26 protein-coding genes are annotated in these 21431 nt (G+C 67.7%); 17 read left to right on the top strand and 9 right to left on the bottom strand.

Annotation, left to right across the window (positions count from 1 at the left end):
- The first annotated feature begins 22 nt into the window (after nucleotides 1-22).
- Nucleotides 23-1309, top strand: coding sequence for a SufS family cysteine desulfurase (locus KBZ19_RS11360; protein WP_255101143.1), 1287 nt, complete (start codon nucleotides 23-25; stop codon nucleotides 1307-1309).
- A gap of 14 nt (nucleotides 1310-1323) precedes the next feature.
- Here the strand turns inward: KBZ19_RS11360 and KBZ19_RS11365 are convergent, their stop codons facing one another.
- Together KBZ19_RS11365 and KBZ19_RS11370 are read right to left on the bottom strand one after the other, a co-directional pair.
- Complete coding sequence (locus tag KBZ19_RS11365; RefSeq protein WP_255101017.1) at nucleotides 1324-2052, bottom strand: class I SAM-dependent methyltransferase; 729 nt, start codon at nucleotides 2050-2052, stop codon at nucleotides 1324-1326.
- A 189-nt stretch (nucleotides 2053-2241) separates the two neighbouring features.
- Nucleotides 2242-2640, bottom strand: coding sequence for a helix-turn-helix domain-containing protein (locus KBZ19_RS11370; RefSeq protein WP_255101018.1), 399 nt, complete (start codon nucleotides 2638-2640; stop codon nucleotides 2242-2244).
- On the opposite strand from KBZ19_RS11370, the gene KBZ19_RS11375 reads away from it, so the two are divergent.
- From KBZ19_RS11375 to KBZ19_RS15225, 7 genes are all read left to right on the top strand, one after another.
- Nucleotides 2639-3580, top strand: a complete 942-nt coding sequence (locus tag KBZ19_RS11375; protein ID WP_315856354.1) for an SDR family oxidoreductase — start codon at nucleotides 2639-2641, stop codon at nucleotides 3578-3580. The genes KBZ19_RS11370 and KBZ19_RS11375 overlap by 2 nt on opposite strands.
- A gap of 237 nt (nucleotides 3581-3817) precedes the next feature.
- Nucleotides 3818-4318, top strand: coding sequence for a hypothetical protein (locus tag KBZ19_RS11380; protein ID WP_255101019.1), 501 nt, complete (start codon nucleotides 3818-3820; stop codon nucleotides 4316-4318).
- Between the two features lie 331 nt (nucleotides 4319-4649).
- Nucleotides 4650-5099, top strand: a complete 450-nt coding sequence (locus KBZ19_RS11385; protein WP_255101020.1) for a hypothetical protein — start codon at nucleotides 4650-4652, stop codon at nucleotides 5097-5099.
- Between the two features lie 172 nt (nucleotides 5100-5271).
- A complete protein-coding gene (locus KBZ19_RS11390) occupies nucleotides 5272-5496 on the top strand; it encodes a DUF2164 family protein (RefSeq protein ID WP_255101021.1) in 225 nt (74 codons plus the stop codon).
- 86 nt (nucleotides 5497-5582) lie between these two features.
- The gene (locus tag KBZ19_RS11395) at nucleotides 5583-6212 is read left to right on the top strand and encodes a DJ-1/PfpI family protein (protein WP_255101022.1); all 630 of its coding nucleotides are present in this window, start codon (nucleotides 5583-5585) and stop codon (nucleotides 6210-6212) included.
- A gap of 500 nt (nucleotides 6213-6712) precedes the next feature.
- Entirely contained in the window at nucleotides 6713-7588 is an 876-nt protein-coding gene (locus tag KBZ19_RS11400) for a bile acid:sodium symporter family protein (RefSeq protein WP_094512587.1), read from the top strand.
- Between the two features lie 283 nt (nucleotides 7589-7871).
- Nucleotides 7872-8141, top strand: coding sequence for an HD-GYP domain-containing protein (locus KBZ19_RS15225; protein WP_399220175.1), 270 nt, complete (start codon nucleotides 7872-7874; stop codon nucleotides 8139-8141).
- A gap of 73 nt (nucleotides 8142-8214) precedes the next feature.
- Here KBZ19_RS15225 and KBZ19_RS11405 read toward each other — a convergent pair whose 3' ends face one another.
- Nucleotides 8215-8586: a VOC family protein gene (locus KBZ19_RS11405; RefSeq protein ID WP_094512593.1), complete on the bottom strand. Its 372-nt coding sequence runs from the start codon at nucleotides 8584-8586 to the stop codon at nucleotides 8215-8217.
- Nucleotides 8587-8728: 142 nt separating this feature from the next.
- Between KBZ19_RS11405 and mtnA the strand changes: the two genes are divergently transcribed.
- Entirely contained in the window at nucleotides 8729-9847 is a 1119-nt protein-coding gene (gene mtnA, locus KBZ19_RS11410) for an S-methyl-5-thioribose-1-phosphate isomerase (RefSeq protein ID WP_255101023.1), read from the top strand.
- Between the two features lie 30 nt (nucleotides 9848-9877).
- On the opposite strand, the gene KBZ19_RS11415 is transcribed toward mtnA, so the two are convergent.
- Entirely contained in the window at nucleotides 9878-10297 is a 420-nt protein-coding gene (locus KBZ19_RS11415; RefSeq protein ID WP_094512598.1) for a cytochrome c oxidase assembly factor Coa1 family protein, read from the bottom strand.
- Nucleotides 10298-10321: 24 nt separating this feature from the next.
- Complete coding sequence (locus KBZ19_RS11420; RefSeq protein ID WP_255101024.1) at nucleotides 10322-10750, bottom strand: hypothetical protein; 429 nt, start codon at nucleotides 10748-10750, stop codon at nucleotides 10322-10324.
- Nucleotides 10751-10845: 95 nt separating this feature from the next.
- On the opposite strand from KBZ19_RS11420, the gene KBZ19_RS11425 reads away from it, so the two are divergent.
- Nucleotides 10846-11823 carry a class I SAM-dependent methyltransferase gene (locus KBZ19_RS11425; RefSeq protein WP_255101025.1) on the top strand — a complete coding sequence of 326 codons (978 nt, stop codon included), beginning with the start codon at nucleotides 10846-10848 and terminating at the stop codon, nucleotides 11821-11823.
- Between the two features lie 31 nt (nucleotides 11824-11854).
- Here the strand turns inward: KBZ19_RS11425 and KBZ19_RS11430 are convergent, their stop codons facing one another.
- On the bottom strand, nucleotides 11855-12856 hold the full coding sequence (locus tag KBZ19_RS11430) for a zinc-binding alcohol dehydrogenase family protein (protein ID WP_255101026.1): 1002 nt from the start codon (nucleotides 12854-12856) through the stop codon (nucleotides 11855-11857).
- A gap of 10 nt (nucleotides 12857-12866) precedes the next feature.
- Nucleotides 12867-13331, bottom strand: a complete 465-nt coding sequence (locus tag KBZ19_RS11435) for a hypothetical protein (protein ID WP_255101027.1) — start codon at nucleotides 13329-13331, stop codon at nucleotides 12867-12869.
- A 55-nt stretch (nucleotides 13332-13386) separates the two neighbouring features.
- Here KBZ19_RS11435 and KBZ19_RS11440 point away from each other — a divergent pair, with 55 nt between their 5' ends.
- Complete coding sequence (locus KBZ19_RS11440; RefSeq protein ID WP_255101028.1) at nucleotides 13387-15531, top strand: bifunctional aldolase/short-chain dehydrogenase; 2145 nt, start codon at nucleotides 13387-13389, stop codon at nucleotides 15529-15531.
- 57 nt (nucleotides 15532-15588) lie between these two features.
- Here the strand turns inward: KBZ19_RS11440 and KBZ19_RS11445 are convergent, their stop codons facing one another.
- Nucleotides 15589-16152 carry a hypothetical protein gene (locus KBZ19_RS11445; RefSeq protein WP_255101029.1) on the bottom strand — a complete coding sequence of 188 codons (564 nt, stop codon included), beginning with the start codon at nucleotides 16150-16152 and terminating at the stop codon, nucleotides 15589-15591.
- A 31-nt stretch (nucleotides 16153-16183) separates the two neighbouring features.
- Between KBZ19_RS11445 and era the strand changes: the two genes are divergently transcribed.
- The 6 genes from era (at nucleotide 16184) to larB (ending at nucleotide 20288) form a co-directional block, all read left to right on the top strand.
- Nucleotides 16184-17197: a GTPase Era gene (gene era, locus KBZ19_RS11450; protein ID WP_255101030.1), complete on the top strand. Its 1014-nt coding sequence runs from the start codon at nucleotides 16184-16186 to the stop codon at nucleotides 17195-17197.
- Between the two features lie 102 nt (nucleotides 17198-17299).
- Nucleotides 17300-17773, top strand: coding sequence for a phycobiliprotein lyase (locus KBZ19_RS11455; RefSeq protein ID WP_094512613.1), 474 nt, complete (start codon nucleotides 17300-17302; stop codon nucleotides 17771-17773).
- Nucleotides 17774-17787: 14 nt separating this feature from the next.
- Entirely contained in the window at nucleotides 17788-18516 is a 729-nt protein-coding gene (gene trmD / locus KBZ19_RS11460; protein ID WP_094512793.1) for a tRNA (guanosine(37)-N1)-methyltransferase TrmD, read from the top strand.
- Between the two features lie 28 nt (nucleotides 18517-18544).
- The gene (gene ispF / locus KBZ19_RS11465; protein WP_094512614.1) at nucleotides 18545-19024 is read left to right on the top strand and encodes a 2-C-methyl-D-erythritol 2,4-cyclodiphosphate synthase; all 480 of its coding nucleotides are present in this window, start codon (nucleotides 18545-18547) and stop codon (nucleotides 19022-19024) included.
- On the top strand, nucleotides 19021-19500 hold the full coding sequence (locus KBZ19_RS11470) for a TIGR03792 family protein (RefSeq protein WP_255101031.1): 480 nt from the start codon (nucleotides 19021-19023) through the stop codon (nucleotides 19498-19500). The genes ispF and KBZ19_RS11470 overlap by 4 nt, the downstream gene beginning before the upstream one ends.
- The gene (gene larB / locus KBZ19_RS11475; RefSeq protein WP_094512615.1) at nucleotides 19497-20288 is read left to right on the top strand and encodes a nickel pincer cofactor biosynthesis protein LarB; all 792 of its coding nucleotides are present in this window, start codon (nucleotides 19497-19499) and stop codon (nucleotides 20286-20288) included. The genes KBZ19_RS11470 and larB overlap by 4 nt, the downstream gene beginning before the upstream one ends.
- Nucleotides 20289-20430: 142 nt before the next feature.
- Here larB and KBZ19_RS11480 read toward each other — a convergent pair whose 3' ends face one another.
- On the bottom strand, nucleotides 20431-21414 hold the full coding sequence (locus KBZ19_RS11480; protein WP_369803013.1) for a DUF1517 domain-containing protein: 984 nt from the start codon (nucleotides 21412-21414) through the stop codon (nucleotides 20431-20433).
- Nucleotides 21415-21431: the final 17 nt, after the last annotated feature.

The following is a 21431-nucleotide window of genomic DNA, read 5'->3' on the forward strand; positions in this document are numbered from 1 at the left end:
GCCGAATGGTGCTTCAGGCGCGATGGCCTCTGGGGTTGCCGCTGCGGCGGCTGGGACCGCCCCGGGCGAGAACCTGGCGGCGCTCACCCGGCCCGATTTTCCGCTGCTCGCCCAGCAGGCCTGCCTGGGGCAACCGCTGATTTATCTCGATCACGCTGCCACCAGCCAGAAGCCGCGGCAGGTGCTGGAGGCGCTGCAGGGCTACTACTCCCACGACAATGCCAACGTGCACCGCGGCGCCCACCAGCTGAGCGCCCGGGCCACCGATGCGTTTGAAGGCGCTCGCGACAAGACCGCCCGCTTCATCGCTGCGGCCACCCCCAGGGAGATCGTGTTCACCCGCAATGCCAGCGAGGCGATCAATCTGGTGGCCCGCAGCTGGGGGGATGCATTCCTGCGGCCCGGCGACGAAATCCTGCTCACGGTGATGGAGCACCACAGCAATCTGGTGCCCTGGCAGCTGCTGGCGGCCCGCACCGGCGCCGTGCTGCGCCACGCCGGCCTCACCGACACCGGCGAGCTCGACATGGAGGATTTCAGCCGTCTGCTCAATGAACGCACGCGGCTGGTGAGCGTGGTGCAGATCAGCAACACGCTCGGTTGCCTCAATCCGATCGCGGCGATCGCCCAGCTCACGCACCAGGCCGGTGCTCTGCTGCTGGTGGATGCCTGCCAGAGCCTGCCGCACCTGCCGGTGAACGTGGCCGCGCTGGGCGCTGATTTCCTGGTGGGCTCTTCGCACAAGCTCTGCGGCCCTACCGGCATGGGCTTCCTCTGGGCCCGCGAGGCGCTGCTGGAGGCGATGCCGCCATTTCTGGGCGGCGGCGAGATGATCCAGGATGTGGGCCTCGACGTCAGCACCTGGGCGGAGCTGCCCCATAAGTTTGAAGCCGGCACCCCGGCGATCGGTGAAGCTGTGGGGATGGGCGCCGCGCTCGATTACCTCAATGCCATTGGTATGGAGCGCATCCACGCCTGGGAGCAGGGGCTCACCCGCCACCTGTTCCAGCGGCTGCAGGCGATCGAAGGGCTCACGGTCCTCGGCCCCACGCCGGAGCAGCAACCCGATCGCGGCGCCCTGGCCGCCTTCACGGTGGAGGGCCTGCATGCCAACGACCTCTCGGCCCTGCTGGATGCCGGTGGCATCTGCATCCGCAGCGGCCACCACTGCACCCAGCCGTTGCATCGCCACTACGGCCTGTCGGCCACGGCGCGCGCCAGCCTGGCCTTCACCACCACCTTCGAAGAAATCGACCGCTTCGCCGACGAACTGCAGAGCAGCGTGGAGTTTCTGAAGGAGCACGGCTGACCACCGGCCGCCGGTCAGCAGGGGGTGAGCAGGGCCAGGGCTTCGGCGCGGTGGCTTCCACGCCAGAGCCACTGCCATCGCCAGCCGCACGCTTCTGCCGTGTGCTGGATCCCGGTCGCGTCGGCGGGGTGATCAAAGCGGCTGAGGTGATCCATCACCCGCTGCCGTTCTTCGGCTGCGAGCGCCTGCCAGCCGTCCGAGATGCGCTGCACGTAACGGGCCACATAGGCCTCGCGGCTTTCGCCCGGTTCACGGAACACATCGGCCCAGAGGAGGAGGCCGGTGGGTGCGAGCCGTGCGCGGCAGGCCGCCAGAAACCGGGCCTTCTCCGGCGTGGTGAGGTGATGCACCGCGAAGGAGGTGTGGATCAGATCCACCGGTGCGGCGGCGCTGGCGCCGGGGTCGTCGCCGGCCGGCTCCAGCGCCCAGGAGAGCAGATCCTGCTCACGCCAGGCGCAGGGATAGGGCACCCCCTGCAGCTGGGCGGCGGCCAGGGGCAGCACGGGAGCGGCAAGATCAATTCCGAGGTACGACCCCAGCGGCAGCCGCCGCAGCAGGGGCGCCAGCAGGGCCAGATCGCCACAGCCCAGATCCACCATCCGGGGCAGCGGCGACCCTGATGGGCGCTGAGCCAGCCAGCCTTCGATCGCCGCTGTGGTGGCTGCCGAGAGCGCCTTGTGCTCCATCAGGTCGTGGTCAACCACGCGGCGGTAGGTGCTCCACTGGCGCTCGAAAAGGTCCATGGCTCAGGACTGGGCTGCCGGTGAGGCCTCCCGCAGCTTGTGGAGGGAGCGTAGGTGGCTGGTGTGGAACGTCGTGCGGATGGCTCGAAGGATCTGGTGACTGGAAGGATCTGGTGGCTTGAAAGATCTGAGGACGTGCACGTTGCTGGTTCGGCGCAGATCATCAGGGCCGCTTTCCATTGAGGCTCATCAGGGCGTGGACACGTGTGTTCTGGCCTCCAACACCCTCGGCAGATTCACTTCAATCCAGTTGGCCAAGGTGGCGACATGCTCGGCCACTTCTTCTCCCAAGGGCGTGAGGCTGTACTCCACGAATGGAGGCACCACCGGATAGGACACGCGCAGGACAAAGCCATCGTCTGCGAGAGCTTGGAGGCTCTGGGCCAGCATTTTCTCGCTGACGCCACCGATTTTGCGTCTGAGCTCACTGAACCGATGCGTGCCCTGGCGCAGGGATAGCAGGCAGAGCACTCCCCAGCGGCTGCATACGTGCTTGAGGATGTCGCGCGAGGGGCAGGGTTGGGCGAAGAGATCGCCCTGGTCGAGGCGCTGGCTCAGCGTGTCGGGCTGGGCAGGGAAGACGCTCATGCACTTACCTTTTGGTTGGTACTTGCGATTCGTTAGTGTCTCACATTACGGTGACCTTGCCGACCAAAAGGAACGAGCTGACTTCATGATTGTTGTGACGGGCGCCTCGGGGCAACTTGGCCAGTTGGTTGTGCGTGAGCTGTTGCAATCGGTTCCGGCCAGTGCGTTGGTGGCCGCGGTTCGTAACCCTCAGAGCGTTGCTGGCTTCGCCAGCCTTGGTGTACAGGTTAGGCAGATGGATTACGCCCAGCCTTCCACGCTGGAAGCCGCTTTTACCGGTGCCGAGAAAGTGTTGTTGATCTCCGGCAGTGAGGTTGGAAGCCGCGTGCCTCAGCATGCCAACGTGATCCATGCCTGCAAAGCTGTGGGTGTAAAGCTGCTGGCGTATACCAGCCTTCTGCACGCTGATGTGAGCCCGCTTCCGCTGGCGGCAGAACATCACCAGACGGAAATCCTCCTGCAAGACTCTGGAGTTCCCCACGTTGTCTTGCGGCATGGCTGGTACACCGAGAACTATCTCGCGAGCATTCCGGCCGCCCTTGGCTACGGTGTCGTGATGGGCTGCGCGGGTGAAGGCCGAATTGCTTCGGCAACGCGCGCTGATTACGCAGCTGCCGATGCTGCTGTGTTCCTGGCCGATGATCAGGCTGGCAAGGTGTATGAATTGGCAGGTGATGAGGCTTACACGTTGACGGAGTTTGCGGACGAGCTCAGCCGGCAGGCTCACAAGCCGGTCTGCTATCAGAACATGTCTCAGGCTGACTACAGCCAAGCGCTGGAAGGTGCCGGCTTCCCGCCGCCCTTTGCCATGATGCTGGCGGAGTCAGACACTGGCGCTGCTCAGGGTGGATTGTATGACGACAGCAGAACCTTGAGCAGACTGATCGGCTGTCCGACGACTCCACTCAGCACATCGATTCAAGCAACACTTCTCGCCTGACCAGCGACTCAAGTGTAGACATCAGGCCTCTGCTCCTGGCGGCTAGCCTTCGGTTGTTCAGTGATTAACGAATAGTGCCGTCAGTGGAGGCATGGGCTTTACGCTGCGCTCTTGACCCGTGCAGCCGTGATCTCTGTGTGCTGCTTCACGCTTGCATGGCATTCAGGCACTCCCGTCGACCCCGACGGGAGTGAATCGCGTAGCTAGCATCCAGAGACTGTGTCAACCCTCTTTCCCGTGCCCGCACTGGAACCCGTTTCTGAAGACGAGGCCCGTTCAATCATCCTGGAGTGGGGACGTCTGCACGATCTGCAGGTGGGGTTGTCTGCGTTCCTCCCTGTCATTGCCACGGATGGCTTCTACATGCGTTTTGGTGATAAGCAATGGGTTGGTTACGCGGATTTTGAAGCCCACCAGATCGCGAAGAGAAGATTCTTCGATGAGATTCACGATTACACCTCCATCCATGTGGCGGTTCAGGAGCCTTTCACCATGGCCAGGACGGTGATGCTGTGGACCTATCGCCATCGCCCTGAGAACAGTCCAACCAGCCAGCTCCTGAAGGCCCGCATTGAGCACACCTGGGAGTTTCGCCGTTGCCCCACGTCTGGACGTGCCTTCATGCAAGGGCATGTTGTTGATCGTTTCGAATACATCGATGGGTTTAGGCCCGTCTCCGCTGAACAAGCGGCTCAGGGCGAAGACCCGCATCTTGATCCCCGTTGGACAACCCGCTGATGGGCTGCCACGCACGAGCTGGCGATGTGAGTGGTGTGGACTTGCAGGCTGATGGCTCTGGCCGGCGCTGCTTCAGGCTTCTTTTGAGCCACTCGTTTCGCCATTACCTTCAATTCGGTGAACCCTGGGTGTCATTGGTGAGGTCATTGGTGAGGTCATTTCAGGTGCTTTTCGGACGACGTCAGGCGGAAGGCTTGAGGCGATTGTTTGGATCTCGCTTCGGGGCAGGCGAGGGGCCATGGTTCAGGTCATTTCTGGATTCAGGCTTGGAGTTTTTTTGGCGTTGTCGCGGTGCGATGCCTGACTGCCGGCTCTAGGTGGTGACCTGCCGATGACCCGCTTCATCCACATCACATCTGCGAAGTTCTCCATTCTTCCAGGAGAAGCTGATCAGATCATCAACGAAGGCACCTATGGGAAGGCCCTGGCTGAGTATCTCACTGACAGACTGCGGGAACTTGGATACCTTGCTCCATTCTTCTGTTGTGAAGACTGGGGGTGGTGGGTGGAGTTGGCCGGCTACCCCTTCACCTTTGGTGTGTGTGTTTATGGGCGTGCCTGTGCTGATGGCAGCCTGGAGCTCTACCTCGGCGATGGGGCTACTCCCACAAGCCGGTGGAGTTGGCGTCGCTTTCGCTTCGTTAACACCGGTGCCGATGAAGCTGCCGGAGCATTGCACAACGACCTGGTGGCTATCCTCTGCGCCGATCCCGATGTGCACGTGCATGCCACCGATCTGGATTCACCATTTTCCAATGAGGTTCTGATGCCACCCTGTTGACGGATCCGTGTGGCTTCTCGCTTCCACCGGTTCTTGTCTTTTCGGCATTCCGCAATGACCCTGAGCCTGGCCATCTCTGTTCCAGGTCCTGAGCCTCAGCGCTGCTGTCGTGATCGCTATGATTCAGCATGGAGACTGCCATGGATGAGGGGTTGCCGAAGGGTTCGCGCAGATGGCGATCGCGTTGATTGGGTACCACTTCCCTGACAGCAGAGAGGAGGATATTGGCTTGCTTGCTGCAGGCTGGTTGCTCGCTGTCTTTCTTGCAAGCATTGGGGCCAGCCTCTATAACAAGACTGTTGCTAAGTCCTCGATGGGAATGCAGGCACACGTCTCGGTCGGCGACATTGTCGATGATGAAGAGGAGCGTCCTTTGTCGTCCAGGCCGGAGCGCTAGCCGCCGGCTGGCTTCACGAGGGGCGTCCGTGTGGGTATGCCCTTGCTCCCAGCTTCAGGCCCAGACCTTCACCTGCAGGTTTTTCCATGGACATCGGCCTTCTTGTGTTTCCTCAGGTTGAAGAGCTCGATGTGATCGGCCCATGGGAGATGTTCTCGCTCTGGAAGCAGCATGACGGTGGCCCCAGCAGCTGCCTCACCGTGGCGGAGCGGCTGGAGCCGGTGGTCTGCGCCAATGGCCTGTCGATCAATCCGCATGTGTCCTTCGAGGCGTGCCCAGCACTCGATGTCTTGCTGGTACCGGGCGGCCAGGGAACCCGCGTAGAAGTGTTCAACACTTGCCTGCTGGAGTTCGTGGCGGAGCAGGCCCGCTCTTGTCAGGCGGTGTTGTCCGTATGCACCGGTGCTTTTCTGCTGCAGGCGGCGGGGCTGCTCGCCGGCAAGCGAGCCACCACTCACTGGGCCTCGCTGGATCGTTTGCGTGCTTTTGGCGATGTGGAGGTGGTGGAGGAGCGATTCACCCGGGATGGAATGCTCTGGTGTTCTGCGGGTGTTTCTGCTGGTATTGATCTCACGCTGCGCTTCATTGCTGAGGTGGCGGGTGAGGAGGTGGCCGGCAAGGTGCAGTTCGATGCCGAGTACTTCCCATCGGGTGTTGTTTATGGCCATGCCCACAGTGATGATCAAGCTCCGGATTATCTCCGGAAAACTGACTGACTGGCTGCTTCTCGTCAAACCAGCTCTGTTCCCTGGAACCATTCCCGTCGTGCGAGGTGCAGGTGGCCATGCCATTCCTATTGAGCTTCATCCTTCGCAGATGGGAGGTTCGTAACATCTTGAGTAGCCTCCTTGCAGTTGGCCACGGGGTCGCCCCCGGTTGGCTGCGGCTCGGTCAAAGGTTGGTCACCTGTTGGCTGGAGGATGGCCACGGGGAGGCCAGGGGGTATCGCCCCTGGGCACACTCAGGACGTCCTGACACAGGATTGGCTCCTGGTTTTGACCTCAGATGAGGTTTCTGGCTTTGGTCTCCTGATGCGCTTTCATGAGCTCCCTTCAGGGTGATCGCCAGAGCTGGCTCACCGCCTGCGGCCTCTTGTCTGGATCGCTACAGCACCCCAGGCCCGCGCCTCAGGTCCGGCTTCTACGTGAGCCCGGTGAGGGCTGGGATTAGGGTCTAGGCCGGCAGACTTCTTTCCTCTCTTGACCAGCAGCGGCTGATGCAGAGCACCATCTTCACGGCGGTTCTGCTGCCGCTTGCGTTGGCGATCGTGATGCTGGGCATGGGGCTCAGTCTGGTGGCTGAGGATTTTCAGCGCATCACACGTGATCCCAAGGCTGTGGCCATCGGTACGTTGTGCCAGCTCCTGGTGTTGCCGCTGATCGGCGTTCTTGTGGCCCTGGTGGTGCCCATGCAGCCGACGATTGCGGTGGGTCTGATTGTGTTGACGCTCTGTCCTGGTGGCCCCTCCTCCAACCTGCTCACCTATCTGGCGCGGGGTGATGTGGCGTTGTCGGTCACTCTCACGGCCGTGAGCAGCATCCTCACCGTGTTCACGATTCCTCTGTTCACCAACCTGGCACTGCAGCATTTTCTCAACGCGCAGGCGGCGATTTCCCTGCCAATTGGATCCACCATGCTGCAGATCTTCCTGATCACCCTCTTGCCTACAGCGATCGGCATGATCATTCGCCGGCGCTTCCCCAGAACGGCGCGACGTCTCGAGCCGCACATGAGCCGCCTGGCGGCGGGGCTGCTGGCGCTCATCATTGTGCTGTTGCTCGCGCGGGAGGGCACCAGGCTGCCGGGCTTCCTGGCGCAGGTGGGCCTCGCTGTGCTGATGCTCAACCTGCTGGCGATGCTGGCGGGTTTCTTCACTGGCCGTCTGTTTCGTCTGCCCCCAGCTCAGCGGATCTGCCTGGCGATCGAGGTGGGCCTCCAGAACGGCACGCTGGCGATCGCCATCACCGCCGGCCTGCTCAACAGCCCGGAGATGGCGATACCAGCCGCCGTCTACAGCCTGTTGATGTATGTCACCGGTTTCGGCGCCATTGTCTATGGCCGTCGCAGCAGCGCAGCACGCGCTGCCCGCTGAATGAATGGCTTGCTGCAGGAAGGTTTCGTGCACGAATGGCATGCTGAAACAATGGTCCGCTCAGTGACCATCCCGCGAGGGGGATGGACTTGGAAAGGCTCCCCGCTCCTTCCCGCCACCAGATGCTCTTGCCTCTACGCCTTCATCAGTGCTGTATCCGCAACGCATGAGCAGGTCATCCGCTCTGCATCAACTGAATACCTCCCAGCTGACCACGCGATGAACATCGGCGGCACCTGTAGTTCCCCTGGCCGGGCGGATTGACGAGCCTGGCCGCTTAGCTGTGCAGTGCCACTTGGAACACCACGAGCACATCAACGGAAGTAGATGCCCTGACGCCCTGCCAGGCAATCAATTGTTGATGGAAGACAGGATCCTGGCTGTGGCCGACGTGGTCGAGACGATGTGTTTCCACCGGTCCTACCGTGCAGGCTTGGGCCCCACTGCCGCTGTCGAGGAGATCACCCACCACCGCGGTGTTCTCTACGACCCGGAGGTGACGGATGCCTGCCTGGTGTTGTTCAACGACAAGGGATACCGCTGCCCGAGCTGAAGGCTGCGTTCCAACGCCGACAACCGCCAGAACAGGACGCCTTCTTTCCGCCGCCTGACCCTGGTGGCTTCGGCTAACGCAGCGAATGCAGCCCGATTGGGTTGCCCTCCGTGTCGATGACCACGGAGATGAAGCCGAAGTTGCCGATCGCCATCTTCGGCCGGCACACCGTGCCGCCAGCGGGCACCACGCGGCTTTCCTCCACCGCGCAATCGTCGCAATTGAAATACACCATCGTGCCGCCTTTCCCCGGTTCGCACCCCGCCATCTTCATCAGTGCCCCACCGGCGCCCACCTGCCCGTCATCCATCGGGAAGCACCAGTAGGCCATCTCTGGGTTGGAGAAGTCCTGGAATTCCACCTGGAACACGGCCGTATAGAACGCTTTGGCACGCTCGATGTCGTGCACGTTCAGCTCAAACCAGGTGACCGGATTCGACGCCATGGCCTGGAGGGATGGGTTTCACCGATTTTAGGTTGGTTTTCTGATCATTTCCTGCCGTGGTGTTCTGGCTCACGTCCCCGCCCGGCGCCGCTGGGCAGCAGGGCGAAACAATGGGGCCGATGCCCGCACCCCCCGCACCCCCATGAACATCGACGGCAGGCCTTGGCGCACCATCTGGCTGGAGGATGGCGGCCGCTCGGTCGGTGTGATCGACCAGACCCTGCTGCCGCACCGCTTCCTGACCCGCTCGCTCACCAGCGTTGAGGAGGCGGCCGAGGCGATCGTCACCATGGTGGTGCGGGGGGCTCCCCTGATCGGCGTCACCGGGGCTTACGGCCTGATGCTGGCCCTGCAGGCCGATCCCTCCGATGCCTCCCTGGCGGCGGCCTTCGAGCGCCTCGATGCCACCCGCCCCACCGCCATCAACCTGCGCTGGGCCCTGGAGCGGGTGCGGGCCGCCGTGCTGCCTCTGGCGGTGGAGCTGCGCGCCGAGGCGGCCAAGGCCGAGGCGGCCGCCATCGCCGAGGAGGACGTGGCCATGTGCGAGGCGATCGGCGACCACGGCCTGCGCCTGTTTCAGGAGATCGCCGCCCGCCGCCCCGAGGAGCGCCGCGGCCAGCCTCTGAACGTGCTCACCCATTGCAACGCCGGCTGGCTGGCCACGGTCGACTGGGGCACGGCCCTGGCGCCGATCTACAAGGCGCACCGCTGCGGCCTGCCGATCCACGTGTGGGTCGACGAGACCCGCCCCCGCAACCAGGGGGCCAGCCTGACGGCCTTCGAGCTGGGCCGCGAAGGGGTGCCCCACACGGTGATCGTCGACAACGCCGGCGGGCATCTGATGCAGCACGGCCAGGTGGATGCGGTGATCGTCGGCACCGACCGCACCACCCGCTGCGGCGATGTCTGCAACAAGATCGGCACCTACCTCAAGGCCCTGGCCGCCCACGACAACGGCGTGCCCTTCTACGTGGCCCTGCCCGCCTCCACCATCGACTGGTCGATCGCCGACGGGGTGGCCGAGATCCCGATCGAGGCCCGCTCCCCCCTGGAGGTGACCCGCATCGCCGGCAAGCCCGCCGCAGGGGAGCCCACCAGCGTGCAGCTGGTGCCCGATGGCAGCGACGGCTTCAACCCCGCCTTTGATGTCACCCCCGCCCGGCTGGTGACGGCCCTGATCACCGAGCGGGGCGTGGCGCCGGCCAGCGAGGCGGGCCTCCAGGCCCTCTATGCCGCCTCGGTGGCGGTGGCCGCGGGTTGAGCAGCTGCCCGTCGCCGCCCGTCGCTCGATTCAGAGCGAGGGCCGCAGCAGGCTGATGGGTTCACCGGCGCCGTCCGGTCGGACCGTCAGGGTGGAGTAGGTCCAGGTGCCGGCGCTCTGGCGGGCCTCCACGTACAGGGTGCCGTTGCCCCTGGACCCCTGCAGGGGAATGGCCAGGTTGGCCTGGCCCGTGCCACCGGAAAGATTGACGCTGCCGGACACCAGCAAGCCCCCATTGATCGGGGCGCCCAGCCGACTGATCACCACCGGATCCTTCTGGGCCTTGGCCAGGGCCTGCTGGTAGGGCGTGGTCGATTTGATCAGCCCGAACACGAGGCCGACGATCAGAGCGATGAAGCCGGCAAGCCCGGCCACCCCCGTGAGGCAGCCGGCCGGCACCAGCCATTTCCAGTTGCGGGCCCACCAGTTGGGGGCTGGCTTGCTGTCCATGGGGCCACTCTGGTCCTTGACCCCTCAGAGCCCTTCGAAGCGGACGTTGAGGTTCAGCTGGTTGGGGCCGAGGGCGGTGGCCTGAAGCACCAGGGCGGCCGCCTTGCCCTCGGCGGTGCCATCCACCTTGGTGCCCGCCGGCGGATCCAGCACCAGGTTGAAGCCCCACGGGCCCACCACGGTGTTGATCTTGCGCTCGCTGTAGCCCTGCTTGGCCAGGGAGGCCTTCACCTTGGCGAGCAGCTCGTCCGGCTTGCCGGGCAGCTGGGTGTTGAGGCTGGTCTGGCCGATGGCGTTCGCGGCGAACAGGCTGGCGGCCGGCTTGGGCAGCGGCAGTGACAGGCCCTTGAGCAGGGATCCGGCCGGGGTGGCCAGGGCGGCTCCGCCGACCAGGGCGCCGGCTCCCACCAGCAGGGAGGTGGAGAAGGCCAGCAGACGGGGACGCCAGTGCATGGCTTGTTCTTCGCGGCAGCAGTGCAACCGTACCCCGATTCAGCCGGGCTGGCTGCGGCGAGAATGCAGTCCCCCGCCGCTGCCGCTCCGCCGCCATGGCCCAGGCCCAGCCCGCCGCTCCGGCCCTGACCGCCGCCGCCCCGCCCCCCAACTGGGTGGCTTCGCGCCATCCCCTCGGCTGGCTGATCGACCGGCTGCTGGCGGTCGAGCCCCTGCGCCGGCTGCTGTTCCTGCAGGCCCGCCAGCTGATCATCCGCACCGCCGAGCGCCGCGGCATCGCCTGGCGGGCCCGGCGCGAGGAGCTCGTGCGGCAGGCCGAGCCGCTGCTGGCCAGCAGCACGGATGCGGCCACCGCCACGCCGGCCTACTACCGGGCCCGCTTCCACGCTTACCAGGAGGGCAACCTCTGCTGGCAGGCGGCCGGTGAGGCGGAGCAGGCCACCGATGCCATGGCCCTGCGGGTGTGGCCGGGGGAGACCCTGGAGCCCCAGGACGCCCAGCGGCGGCTGAGGGACGCGATCTTCGCCGCGATCGAGCCGAGCCTCACCGGCCCGGTGCGCAGTGCCCTCGACATCGGCTGCTCGGTGGGCGTCGGCACCCTGGCCCTCAAGGACTGGCTGGAGCGACGTGAGGGCACAGGCGTCGCCGTCGACGGCCTCGACCTCTCCCCCCAGATGCTGGCGGTGGCCAGGGTCCGCGACCCCGGCGGCCGCATCCGCCGCTGGCACCACGCCGCCGCCGAAGCCACCGGCCTGCCGGCGGCCAGCGTCGACCTGATCACCCTCCAGTTCGTCTGCCACGAGCTGCCCGCAGGCGCCACCCGGGCGGTGCTGCGGGAGGCGGCCCGGCTGCTGCGGCCCGGCGGGGTGGTGGCACTGGTGGACCAGGACCCGGATTCGGCCGTGATCCGCCGCCTGCCGGCGCCGATCGCCACCCTGCTCAAGAGCACCGAGCCCTACCTGGCGGACTACTTCAGCCTCGATCTGCCCAGGGCCATGGAGCAGGCCGGGTTCGGCCACGTGCGCCGGGAGGCCTGCGACCCCCGCCACCGGGTGCTGGTGGCCGTGCGCTGAGGCCCCCGAGTGCGCCGTGCGCCCAAGGCGCTCAGCCCCAGCCCTCCAGGGCGATCTTGCCGATCGTGCTCCCGGAGGTCAGCTGGGCGTGGGCAAGCTCCAGGTTGGCGGCGTTGATGGGGCTGAGGGTGCGGCCCAGGGTGGGGCGCAGCTCGCCGGCCTCGAACAGCGCGGCGAGGCGATCCAGGATCTCCCCCTGCCGTCCCATGTCGGCGGTCTGGAACTGGGAGCGGCTGAACATGAACTCCCAGGCGAAGGTCACGCTCTTGGCCTTGAGCCGGTTGAGGTCGAGGGGGTGGCGGTTGCCCACGATCGCCACGATCGACCCCAGCGGGGCGATGAGCTCGGCCATCACCTCCCAGTAGGCGTCAGTGTCGCTGAAGTTGGCGATCCGATCCACCGCCTCGAAGCCCAGGGCGGCCAGCTGGGGAGCCAGGGGCCGGTGGTGGTCGACGACGTGGTGGGCCCCCAGCTCCTGCACCCAGGCGGTGCTCTCGGGGCGCGAGGCGCTGGCGATCACCACCACCCCGGCCCGGCGGGCCAGCTGGATGGCAATCGAGCCCACCCCGCCGGCGCCGCCGAGGATCAGCAGGCTGGCGTCCTTGGCGCTCCCGCCACCGCCGCCATCCGGATCCAGCCCGAGGCGCTCGAACAGGGACTCCCAGGCCGTCAGCCCCGTCAGCGGCACGCTGGCCGCCTCGGCCCAGGAGAGCCGGGTCGGTTTGCGGCCCACCAGGCGCTCGTCCACCAGCACGGCTTCGGCGTTGCAGCCGGCCCTGCCCGCATCGCCGGCGAACATCACCGGATCCCCCACCCGGAAGCGGCGCACCCGCTCCCCCACCGCGCTCACCACCCCGGCACCATCCCAGCCCAGCTGCTTCGGAGCCGCGCCGGGGCCCACGGCTGCCCGCAACTTGGTGTCGATCGGGTTCACCGCCACCGCCTCGATCCGCACCAGCAGGTCGTGGGGGCCGGGCACGGGCTCCGGCAGCTCCGTGTCCACCAGGGCAGGGGTGGCGAGAATCGCTCTCATGGCGGCGGGGTCAGTAGCGGCAGTAGCCCACCTCCCCCTTCAGGGGCGGTTTGCAGGGGAAGCGCAGCGGCACGAAGATCCGGTTGCCGTTGGCGTCGTTGGTGAGCGAGATGTTGCCCTGCACGTAGAGCTCCCGGCGCCAGAGGCCCCCCAGCCGGTCGCGCAGCAGGTCGCTGCCGCTGGGGTCCTTGCCCTTGCCGGACACCTCCCGGTAGGTCATCGACAGGCCGTCCTTCCAGCGGATCTTCAGGCCGCCGGGGATCTGCTCATCCACGCAGGCCAGGGGCTTGCCGTTGTACTCGCAGTCCTTCCAGCCGTCGCGGGGAATCTGGGGCGGGTTCGGCTGCTGGGCCGGGCCGGGCGCCGCCATGGCCAGCAGCACCAGTGGCACCACCGGCAGCAACGCCGCTGCCGCCCACCCCCTGCCTTTCTGCTGCGGGGTGAGCGGGGGCCTGCGGCGGCAGTGGGACGACACGGGCAGGCCCTGCAGGGTGGCTCCCCGTAGTCTCCCCCAAGCTCCTTCCCGTCCCATGGCCGTGCTCAACCGCTGGTCCGACGCCGATGCGCAGGCGGCTGTGGCCCACTACGGCGCCCGGGGCGTGAGCGAGGCGCTGGCCCTGCGCACCTACTCCGCCCGCCTGCTGGGCGCCGACCCGGAACTGGTGCTGCACGGCGGCGGCAACACCTCGCTGAAAACGAGCGTCACCGACCTGCTCGGCGACACCATCTCCGTGTTGTGCGTCAAGGGCAGCGGCTGGGATCTGGCCACGATCGAGCCGCCGGGCCACCCGGCCGTGCAGCTGGAGCCGCTGCTGCGGCTGCGCGCGCTGCCGTCCCTCAGCGACGAGGACATGGTGGCGGCCCAGCGGCGCCACCTGATCGATCCGGCGGCGCCCAACCCCTCGGTGGAGGCCCTGCTGCATGCCTTCCTGCCCCACGCCTTCATCGATCACACCCATGCGGTGGCGCTGCTGGCGCTGGCCGATCAGCCCGACGCCGAGGCGGTGTGCCGCCGGGTCTATGGCGAGCGGGTGGCGATCGTTCCCTACGTGATGCCCGGCTTCGCGCTGGCCAAGGCCGCCGCCGAGGCCTATGAGGCGGCCGCCGAGGCCGCCGCCGCCCGCGGCCAGGAGCTGGAGGGGATGGTGCTGCTCCAGCACGGGCTGTTTTCCTTCGGGGCCACGGCCAAGCAGAGCTACGAGCGGATGATTGCGCTGGTGGAGGAGGCCGAGCGCGCCCTCAGCCACAGCGAGCGCCTGTTTCAGCCATGCGCCCTGCCGAGCCGCCCGGCACCTGCGGCGGCGTTGCTGCCGCTGGTGCGTGGGGCCCTGAGCCGGGCCGCCGAGCGTCAGGGCTGTGCGCGCCGCTGGCTGCTGGATCTGCGGCAGACCGCCAACTCCCTGGCGGTGGCCAACGACCAGCGCCTTGGCGACTGGGCCGGGCGGGGAGTAGCCACCCCCGACCATGTGATCCGCACCAAGGCCCAACCGTTGGTGCTGCCGCCGGCGCCGCCGGCAGAGGGTCCCGAGGCCGGGCCGGCCCTGCAGTCCTGGGCGGTGCAACTGGAAGCGGCGATGCAGGCCTATGTGGACGACTATCAGGCCTACGTGCACCGCCAGAACAGCCGCGTGGGCGGCCACAAGACGCCGCTGGATCCCCTGCCGCGCGTGATCGCCATCCCCGGCCTTGGCCTGGTGGGAGTGGGCGCCAGTGCGGCGGCGGCCGCCGTCACCGCCGACATCGCCGAGGCCTGGGCCCAGACGCTGCTGGCCGCCGAGGCGCTGGGCCGCTTTCAGCCCGTCGGTGAGGACGACACCTTCGACATGGAGTACTGGAGCCTGGAGCAGGCCAAGCTCGGCAAGGGCAAGGAGCTGCCCCTGGCCCGGCACGTGGTGCTGGTCACCGGTGGAGCGGGTGGCATCGGCGCGGCGATCGCCCGAGCTTTCGCTGTCGTCGGTGCTGAGGTGGCCGTGCTCGATCGTGACGCCGAGGGGGCTGCCGCCGTGGCCGCCAGCTGCGGCAAGCGGGCGCTGGCGCTCAATGCCGATGTCACCGCACCGGCGCAGGTGCGCGCGGCCATCGATCAGCTGGTGACCCGCTTCGGTGGCCTCGATCTGGTGGTGTCCAATGCCGGCGCCGCCTGGACCGGCCCGATCGCCACCCTTGAAGACGCCGATCTGCGTGCCAGCTTCGAGCTCAACCTTTTCGCCCACCAGCACGTGGCCCAGGCCGCTGTCGCCGTGTTCCGCGCCCAGGACGGCGCAGGCCTCACCTCAGCTGCTCCCGATCCCTCCCCGCTGGGCGGCCAGTTGCTGTTCAACGTCTCCAAGCAGGCCCTCAATCCCGGCCCGAACTTCGGTGCCTACGGCATCGCCAAAGCGGCCCTGCTGGCGCTGATGCGCCAATACGCGCTCGAGGGGGGTACGGAGTGCATCCGTGCCAATGCCATCAATGCTGATCGCATCCGCTCCGGCCTGCTCGACGACGCCATGATCCGCGCGCGCTCCGTCGCCCGCGGCGTCAGCGAGGCCGCCTACATGGGCGGCAACCTGCTGGGCCAGGAAGTGACCGCCGCCGATGTGGCCGAGGCCTTCGTGGCCCTGGCCCGCCTGGATCGCACCACCGGCGCCGTGCTCACCGTCGACGGCGGCAACGTGGCGGCGATGGTGCGGTGAGGGATCAAGCTCACCAACCAACTGCCGGCCCATGCGCTTGCAACCAGCCATTCCCTCTCAAGCGGGCTCTGCCACTTCCTTGATCGCCGCCGCGATCGCGGCACGCTGCTCGGCGTCGTAGCCCCAGCGCTCCAGGAAAGCCACGTCGTTACCACGGCCTGCCGTGGCCTCCAGCAGCGTTTCCAGCCGCTCCTTCACAGCCCTGGGGTCCAGCAGGCGCAGCAACTCCACACACCGCTGGTGCACCCGCTCGGAACTGGCCTGCATGGCCCCATCGTCCTGGCGCTGATGGTGCAAGGCCATCGCCCTGCTCATCGCCAGGTTGCGGGCGGTGAGATCCACCACACCGGCGCCTGCCTGGCGTAACTGCCACACCAGGCCATCGGGCAGGCGGTCCATCAGGGGGGAATCGCCGGCCAGCGCCACCACGAAGAACCCCCTGGCGCCATCGCGGCTCTGCACCAGCTCCCCCACCCGATCAGCCAGCACTTCGTCGCTCAGCTCACCGTTCTCCCACAAGCCCAGCCATTGGGCCGTGATCTCCATGGCCTGCGGAAAGCTGGGAACAGCAGCGGGGCTTCCGGCTCCCGCACCGAGTGAAGCCGGGGTGGAGGCAGACATCGACGGCCCTTGGGATGACACTGTTGAAGGTATGCATTCTCCGCTCCTACCGGCGAGCCACCCGCCCGACTTCCGCTCCGGGTTCGTGGCCCTGGTGGGCCGGCCCAACGTCGGCAAATCGACGCTGCTCAACCAGCTGGTGGGGGAGAAGGTGGCGATCACCTCCCCCGTGGCCCAGACCACCCGCAACCGGCTACGGGCGATCCTCACCACTCCCGCCGCCCAGCTGGTGCTGCTGGACACTCCCGGCATCCACAAGCCCCATCACCTGCTGGGGGAACGGCTGGTGCGCAGCGCCCGCTCCGCCATCGGCGACGTGGACGTGGTGCTGCTGTTGGTGGACGGCAGCCAGCCGGCCGGCCGCGGCGACGGCTTCATCGTGGAGCTGCTGCGCCAGAGCCGCAGGCCTGTGCTGGTGGCCCTGAACAAATGGGACCTGGTGGATCCGGCGGAAGCCACCGCCCTGCAACGCAGCTATGACGCCCTGCTGAACGACCGAGGAACCACCGGCTTCCGCGGCGACGAGCCCGGTGGTGCCCCTGCTGACGCCACCAGCGGCGCAGGCGCCCGTGAAGCCCTCGCCCCCTTCGCCGAGCTCTTCCCGTGCAGCGCCACCAGTGGCGAGGGCTGCGAGGCGCTGGTGGCGGCCCTCACGGCACGGCTGCCGCTGGGCCCGGCGCTCTACCCGGCCGACACCATCAGCGACCAGCCGGAGCAGTTGCTGCTCGCCGAACTGATCCGCGAGCAGGTGTTGACCCTCACCCGCGAGGAGGTGCCCCACTCGGTGGCGGTCCAGGTGGAGCGGATCGTGGAAGACGGCAAGCGAACGGCCGTGCTCGCCACGGTGGTGGTGGAGCGCTCCAGCCAGAAAGGCATCCTGATCGGCAAGGGCGGAACCATGCTGCGGGACATCGGCAGCGGCGCCCGCGTCCAGATGCAGAAGGTGTTCGACGGGCCCGTGTACCTCGAGCTGTTCGTGAAGGTGGTGCCGAACTGGCGCCGCAACCCGGCGCGGCTGGCGGAGCTGGGCTACCGGGAGGAGTGAAGGCTGGCCGCGCCAGCCGCCCGGCGGCGCGCTGGCCCCTGCCGTTGCCGCTGGGCCCTGAGCCGTGCTTCAGGATGGGCGCACCGCCCGCCCACTGCCGCCATGACCGGCCCGAGCCCAGCGTTCCCACCGGCGGATCTGCCCGCCTTCCTGCAGCTCTGCGCCGGCCGCTGGATGGGTCTGCGCAGCACGCTGGCCGGCAGCGCCAGCAGCAACCCAGACGACGGCGCCGCTCCCTTGAGCGAGCGGGGGGAGGTGGAGGTGACCCTGCTGGAGGCAGGTGCCGCAGGCGATCTGGGCGGCCTGCAGGTGAATGCCCCGGAGGGCATCCGCAGCACGCTCGGCTTTGACGGTGACGGCGGCCTGCGGGGCGTCGACGGAACGATCGGTCGCTGGCAACTCTGGCCTGACGGAAGCCTGGAACTGGAACTTCAGCGCCGTGAGGGCCTGGTGCGGGAACGGATCTGGTTCACCAAGCCCAACCTGCGCCTGCGCAGCAGCGTGGAGCACCGCGCCGATGGCAGTGCCGCGGTGGCCAGTTTCTGCAGCGAGATTCGCCGCGTGAGCGCCTCCTGAGCACCGTGAGCGGCCTGCGGATCGATGTGGTGACGCTGGTGCCGGAGGCCTTCGAGCCCCTGCGCGGGCTCGGGGTGATCGGCCGCTCGTTCGCCGCCGGTCGGGCCAGCCTGCACACCCACAACCCCCGCGATTTCGCCACCGACCGCTACCGCAAGGTGGACGATGTGCCCTACGGCGGTGGTGCGGGCATGGTGCTCAAACCCGAGCCGGTCTTCGCCGCCTTCGAGGCGATCCCGCAACTGGAGCGCCGCACGGTGTTGCTGATGAGCCCGCAGGGCCAGCCTCTGCGGCAGGCCCACCTGCGCCACTGGGCCACCAGCTGCGACCAGCTGGTGCTGCTCTGCGGCCACTACGAGGGCTTCGACGAGCGCATCCGCAGCCTGGCCGATGCGGAGGTGTCGATCGGCGACTTCGTGCTCACTGGCGGGGAGCTGCCGGCGATGACCGTGATCAATGGGGTGGTGCGGCTGCTGCCCGGCACGGTGGGCACCGCCGCCTCGCTCGACGACGAAAGCCACAGCGCCCTGCTGCTGGAGCATCCCCAGTACACCCGCCCGGCCAGCTTTCGCGGCATGGAGGTGCCCCAGGTGCTGCGCAACGGCCACCACGCGGTGATCGCCAGCTGGCGCCACGCGCAGCAACTGCAGCGCACCCGCGAGCGCCGCCCCGATCTCTACCAGCGCTGGCTGGAGCAGGGAGGCGGCGCGGACGACGCGTCCGCGCCGGGAGAATGCCCATGATGGCTCCGCTTCGCCTCACGGCTTCGGCATGCAGCTGCGCATCGGCAACGGCTACGACATCCACCGGCTGGTAAGCGGACGGCCCCTGATCCTCGGGGGCATCCGGCTCGACCATCCGCTCGGCCTCGATGGCCACAGCGACGCCGACGTGCTGGTGCACGCGCTGATGGATGCCCTGCTGGGCGCCCTCAGCCTCGGCGACATCGGCCGCCATTTCCCGCCGGAGGACGCGCGCTGGAAAGGCGCCGACAGCCTGCTGCTGCTTGAGCGGGTGATGGAGCTGGTGCGCGAGCAGGGCTGGCAGGTGGTGAACGTGGATGCGGTGGTGGTGGCGGAGCAGCCCAAGCTCAAGCCCCACATCGAGGCCATGCGCGCCGCCATCGCCGCACGGCTGGCGGTGGAGCCGGAACAGGTGGGGGTGAAAGCCACCACCAACGAAGGTCTGGGGCCTACCGGCCGTCAGGAGGGCATCGCCTGCCATGCCGTCGCCCTGCTGCAGAAACCATGAAGGGTTGGTGGCTGGCGCTCTGCCTGGGGCTGGCCCTGCTGGTGGCGCCTGGGCTACAACCGGGCATGGCTCTTGCCGCGCCGGGCGCTGCCGGCTCAGGCCTGGAAGCTGGCGCAGACGTGGCAGCCAGGGCCGACGTGGGCATCGGAGCTGGAGCCATCGAGCTCTTGCGGTTGCGGGTGCCGGCAGAGCAGCGCAACTGCTGGTTGCAGGCTGAAGCGGTGGGGTGGGGGCCCTGGTTGGAGCGGCAGCAGGGTTTCGCGGGCCGGGAGCTGTTCTGGAACGCCCGCGACACGGAAGGCGTCCTGCTGATCCGCTGGCGGCGGGCGTCCGACTGGCATGGCCTTGCAGAAACCAGCCTGGCGGAGCCCCAGCAACGCTTCGAGGCGGAGGCACGCCGCTGTCTGGCTCTGCCCACCACCGCAGACAACCCCTTTGCGCTGCTGGGCAGCGCCGAACTGCTGCCGCAACCATGAACACCTTCGGCACCGGGCCGATCCCTCCTCACAACGACCCCGAGATCGCGTCTCAGCACAACCCGGGGCCCGGCCTGATTGCTGGGGTGGCCGAGCTCGATCTGGAGCGTCCGCTGCGGCTGGGGATGACGGAAGCGATCTGGGGCCAGGACAAGAGCGCTACACAGATCGCCGCCATCCTGCTGCGGCTGGCCCAGACCGCCCAGACCGTTCTGGTGACGCGCGTGAGTGACGAGAAGGCTGCCGCTGTTGCCGTTCTCTGCCGAGAGGCGCTGCCGCCGCTACCGGCAGAGCGGGCTCTGGCCTATCACCCGATCGCCCGCTGCCTGACGCTCGGCCTGCAGGAGGGCAGCAGCGAGCCGCCGGTGGCTGCCACGCCGTCGGTGGCGGTGGTGTGCGCCGGCAGCAGCGATCTGGCCGTGGCCCAGGAGGCGGGCCTGGCCCTGCGCTGCCACGGCATTGCCCACGACCTGGTGGTGGACGTGGGCGTGGCGGGACTGCAGCGCCTGCTCGGCAAGCTGGAGCGGCTGCGGCGTGCCCGCGTGTTGATCGTGTGCGCCGGCATGGAAGGGGCCCTGCCCACCGTGGTGGCCGGGCTGTTGCCCCAGCCGGTGATTGCCGTGCCGGTGTCGGTGGGCTACGGCGTGAGTGCCGGCGGCATGGCGGCGCTGCACGGCATGCTCGCCAGCTGCGCGCCAGGGCTTGCCGTGGTGAACATCGACAACGGCTACGGCGCCGCCATGGCCGCTCTGCGCATCCTCAACGCAAATGAACAGGGCGATCACTGAGCGGGTTGCCAGCTCAATCAGTTGAACCGGCTGTGGCCGACAGCCGGTTCAACTGATGGGATCGAGCGGCTGCAGCCGTTGCTTGGCCTTTGCAGGGGTTGAACGGCTATGGCTGTGTGGCGCGTGCAGCCGTGGCTGAGGCTCAGAGGTGCTGCAGCTGTGGGTAGGCGGTAAGCAGTTCCTCGGTGCTGAGCACTTCGCCCTCGCCTTCGGGCTGCCAGATCACTTCGAGGGCCAGCAGATCAGTGGAGCTCACAGCTCCCAGCACGCCAAGCGCGTTGCGGAGGTCGTCGGCGGTGCTGGCAGATTTGATCGGGATGCGGCCGCGGCTGGCCACCAGCAGGGTGATGGCGATGAAATCGCTGGTGGCATCGGCGTTGCCCACCGGCGCGGCGGCATCCTGGAAGCGCTTGCCGCCCACATTGGAGGTGACCTCGCGGCGCAGCTTGCTGCGCTCTGTCATCGAGAGGCGGTTGAAGGTGGTTTCGGCGCTGGGAAAGGGCACCTGACCCACTTCCACGTTGGCGTACACCCAGAGATCGGGGTTGCGCAGCAACGAGAGGGTGGTTTCCTGCAGCACCCGCTGGAGGCCGGCGCTGCTGCCGGTGTCCGCCTGTGCCGCCAGGCGGCGCAGATCGCTCTGCAGATCGCGGGCCGTGGCGAGCAGGCCCATCTGCAGCTGAGCCACTGCCACGGGGCCGTCAGCGCGGGGAGCGACCATCGCCCCGCCGCCATTGCCGCCGGTCAGCGCGCCGCCACCTCCACCGCGCAGGGTGTTGGCGATCACGCCCACGATCGCCATTAGGACCAGGAAGCCGAACAAGCCGCCGCCGCCGAAGCCGAAGATCGGGATCAGGAAGGGGAAGCCGATGCCGCCGCCGAAGCCGCCACCGCCGCCCCGGTAGCCGCCACCCCCGAAGCTCCCGCCACCACCGCCGCTGAAGTTACGCGGCATGGAGGGGGCGGAACGGAAACTGCCGCCGCCGATGCGGCCACCGCTGGCGGCCTGGCTCGGCTGCGGCGCAGCGAACATCACCAGGGTGCTGAGCAGGAACGGCAGCACCAGCCAGGCCGACAGGCGCAGGCGCCCCGCGCTGGCACGGCCGGTGGCTTGGGGAGAGGACACGTCAGTTGCCGCTGCGA

The sequence above is a fragment of the Synechococcus sp. L2F genome (genome assembly GCF_024345695.1).
Lineage (GTDB): Bacteria > Cyanobacteriota > Cyanobacteriia > PCC-6307 > Cyanobiaceae > MW101C3.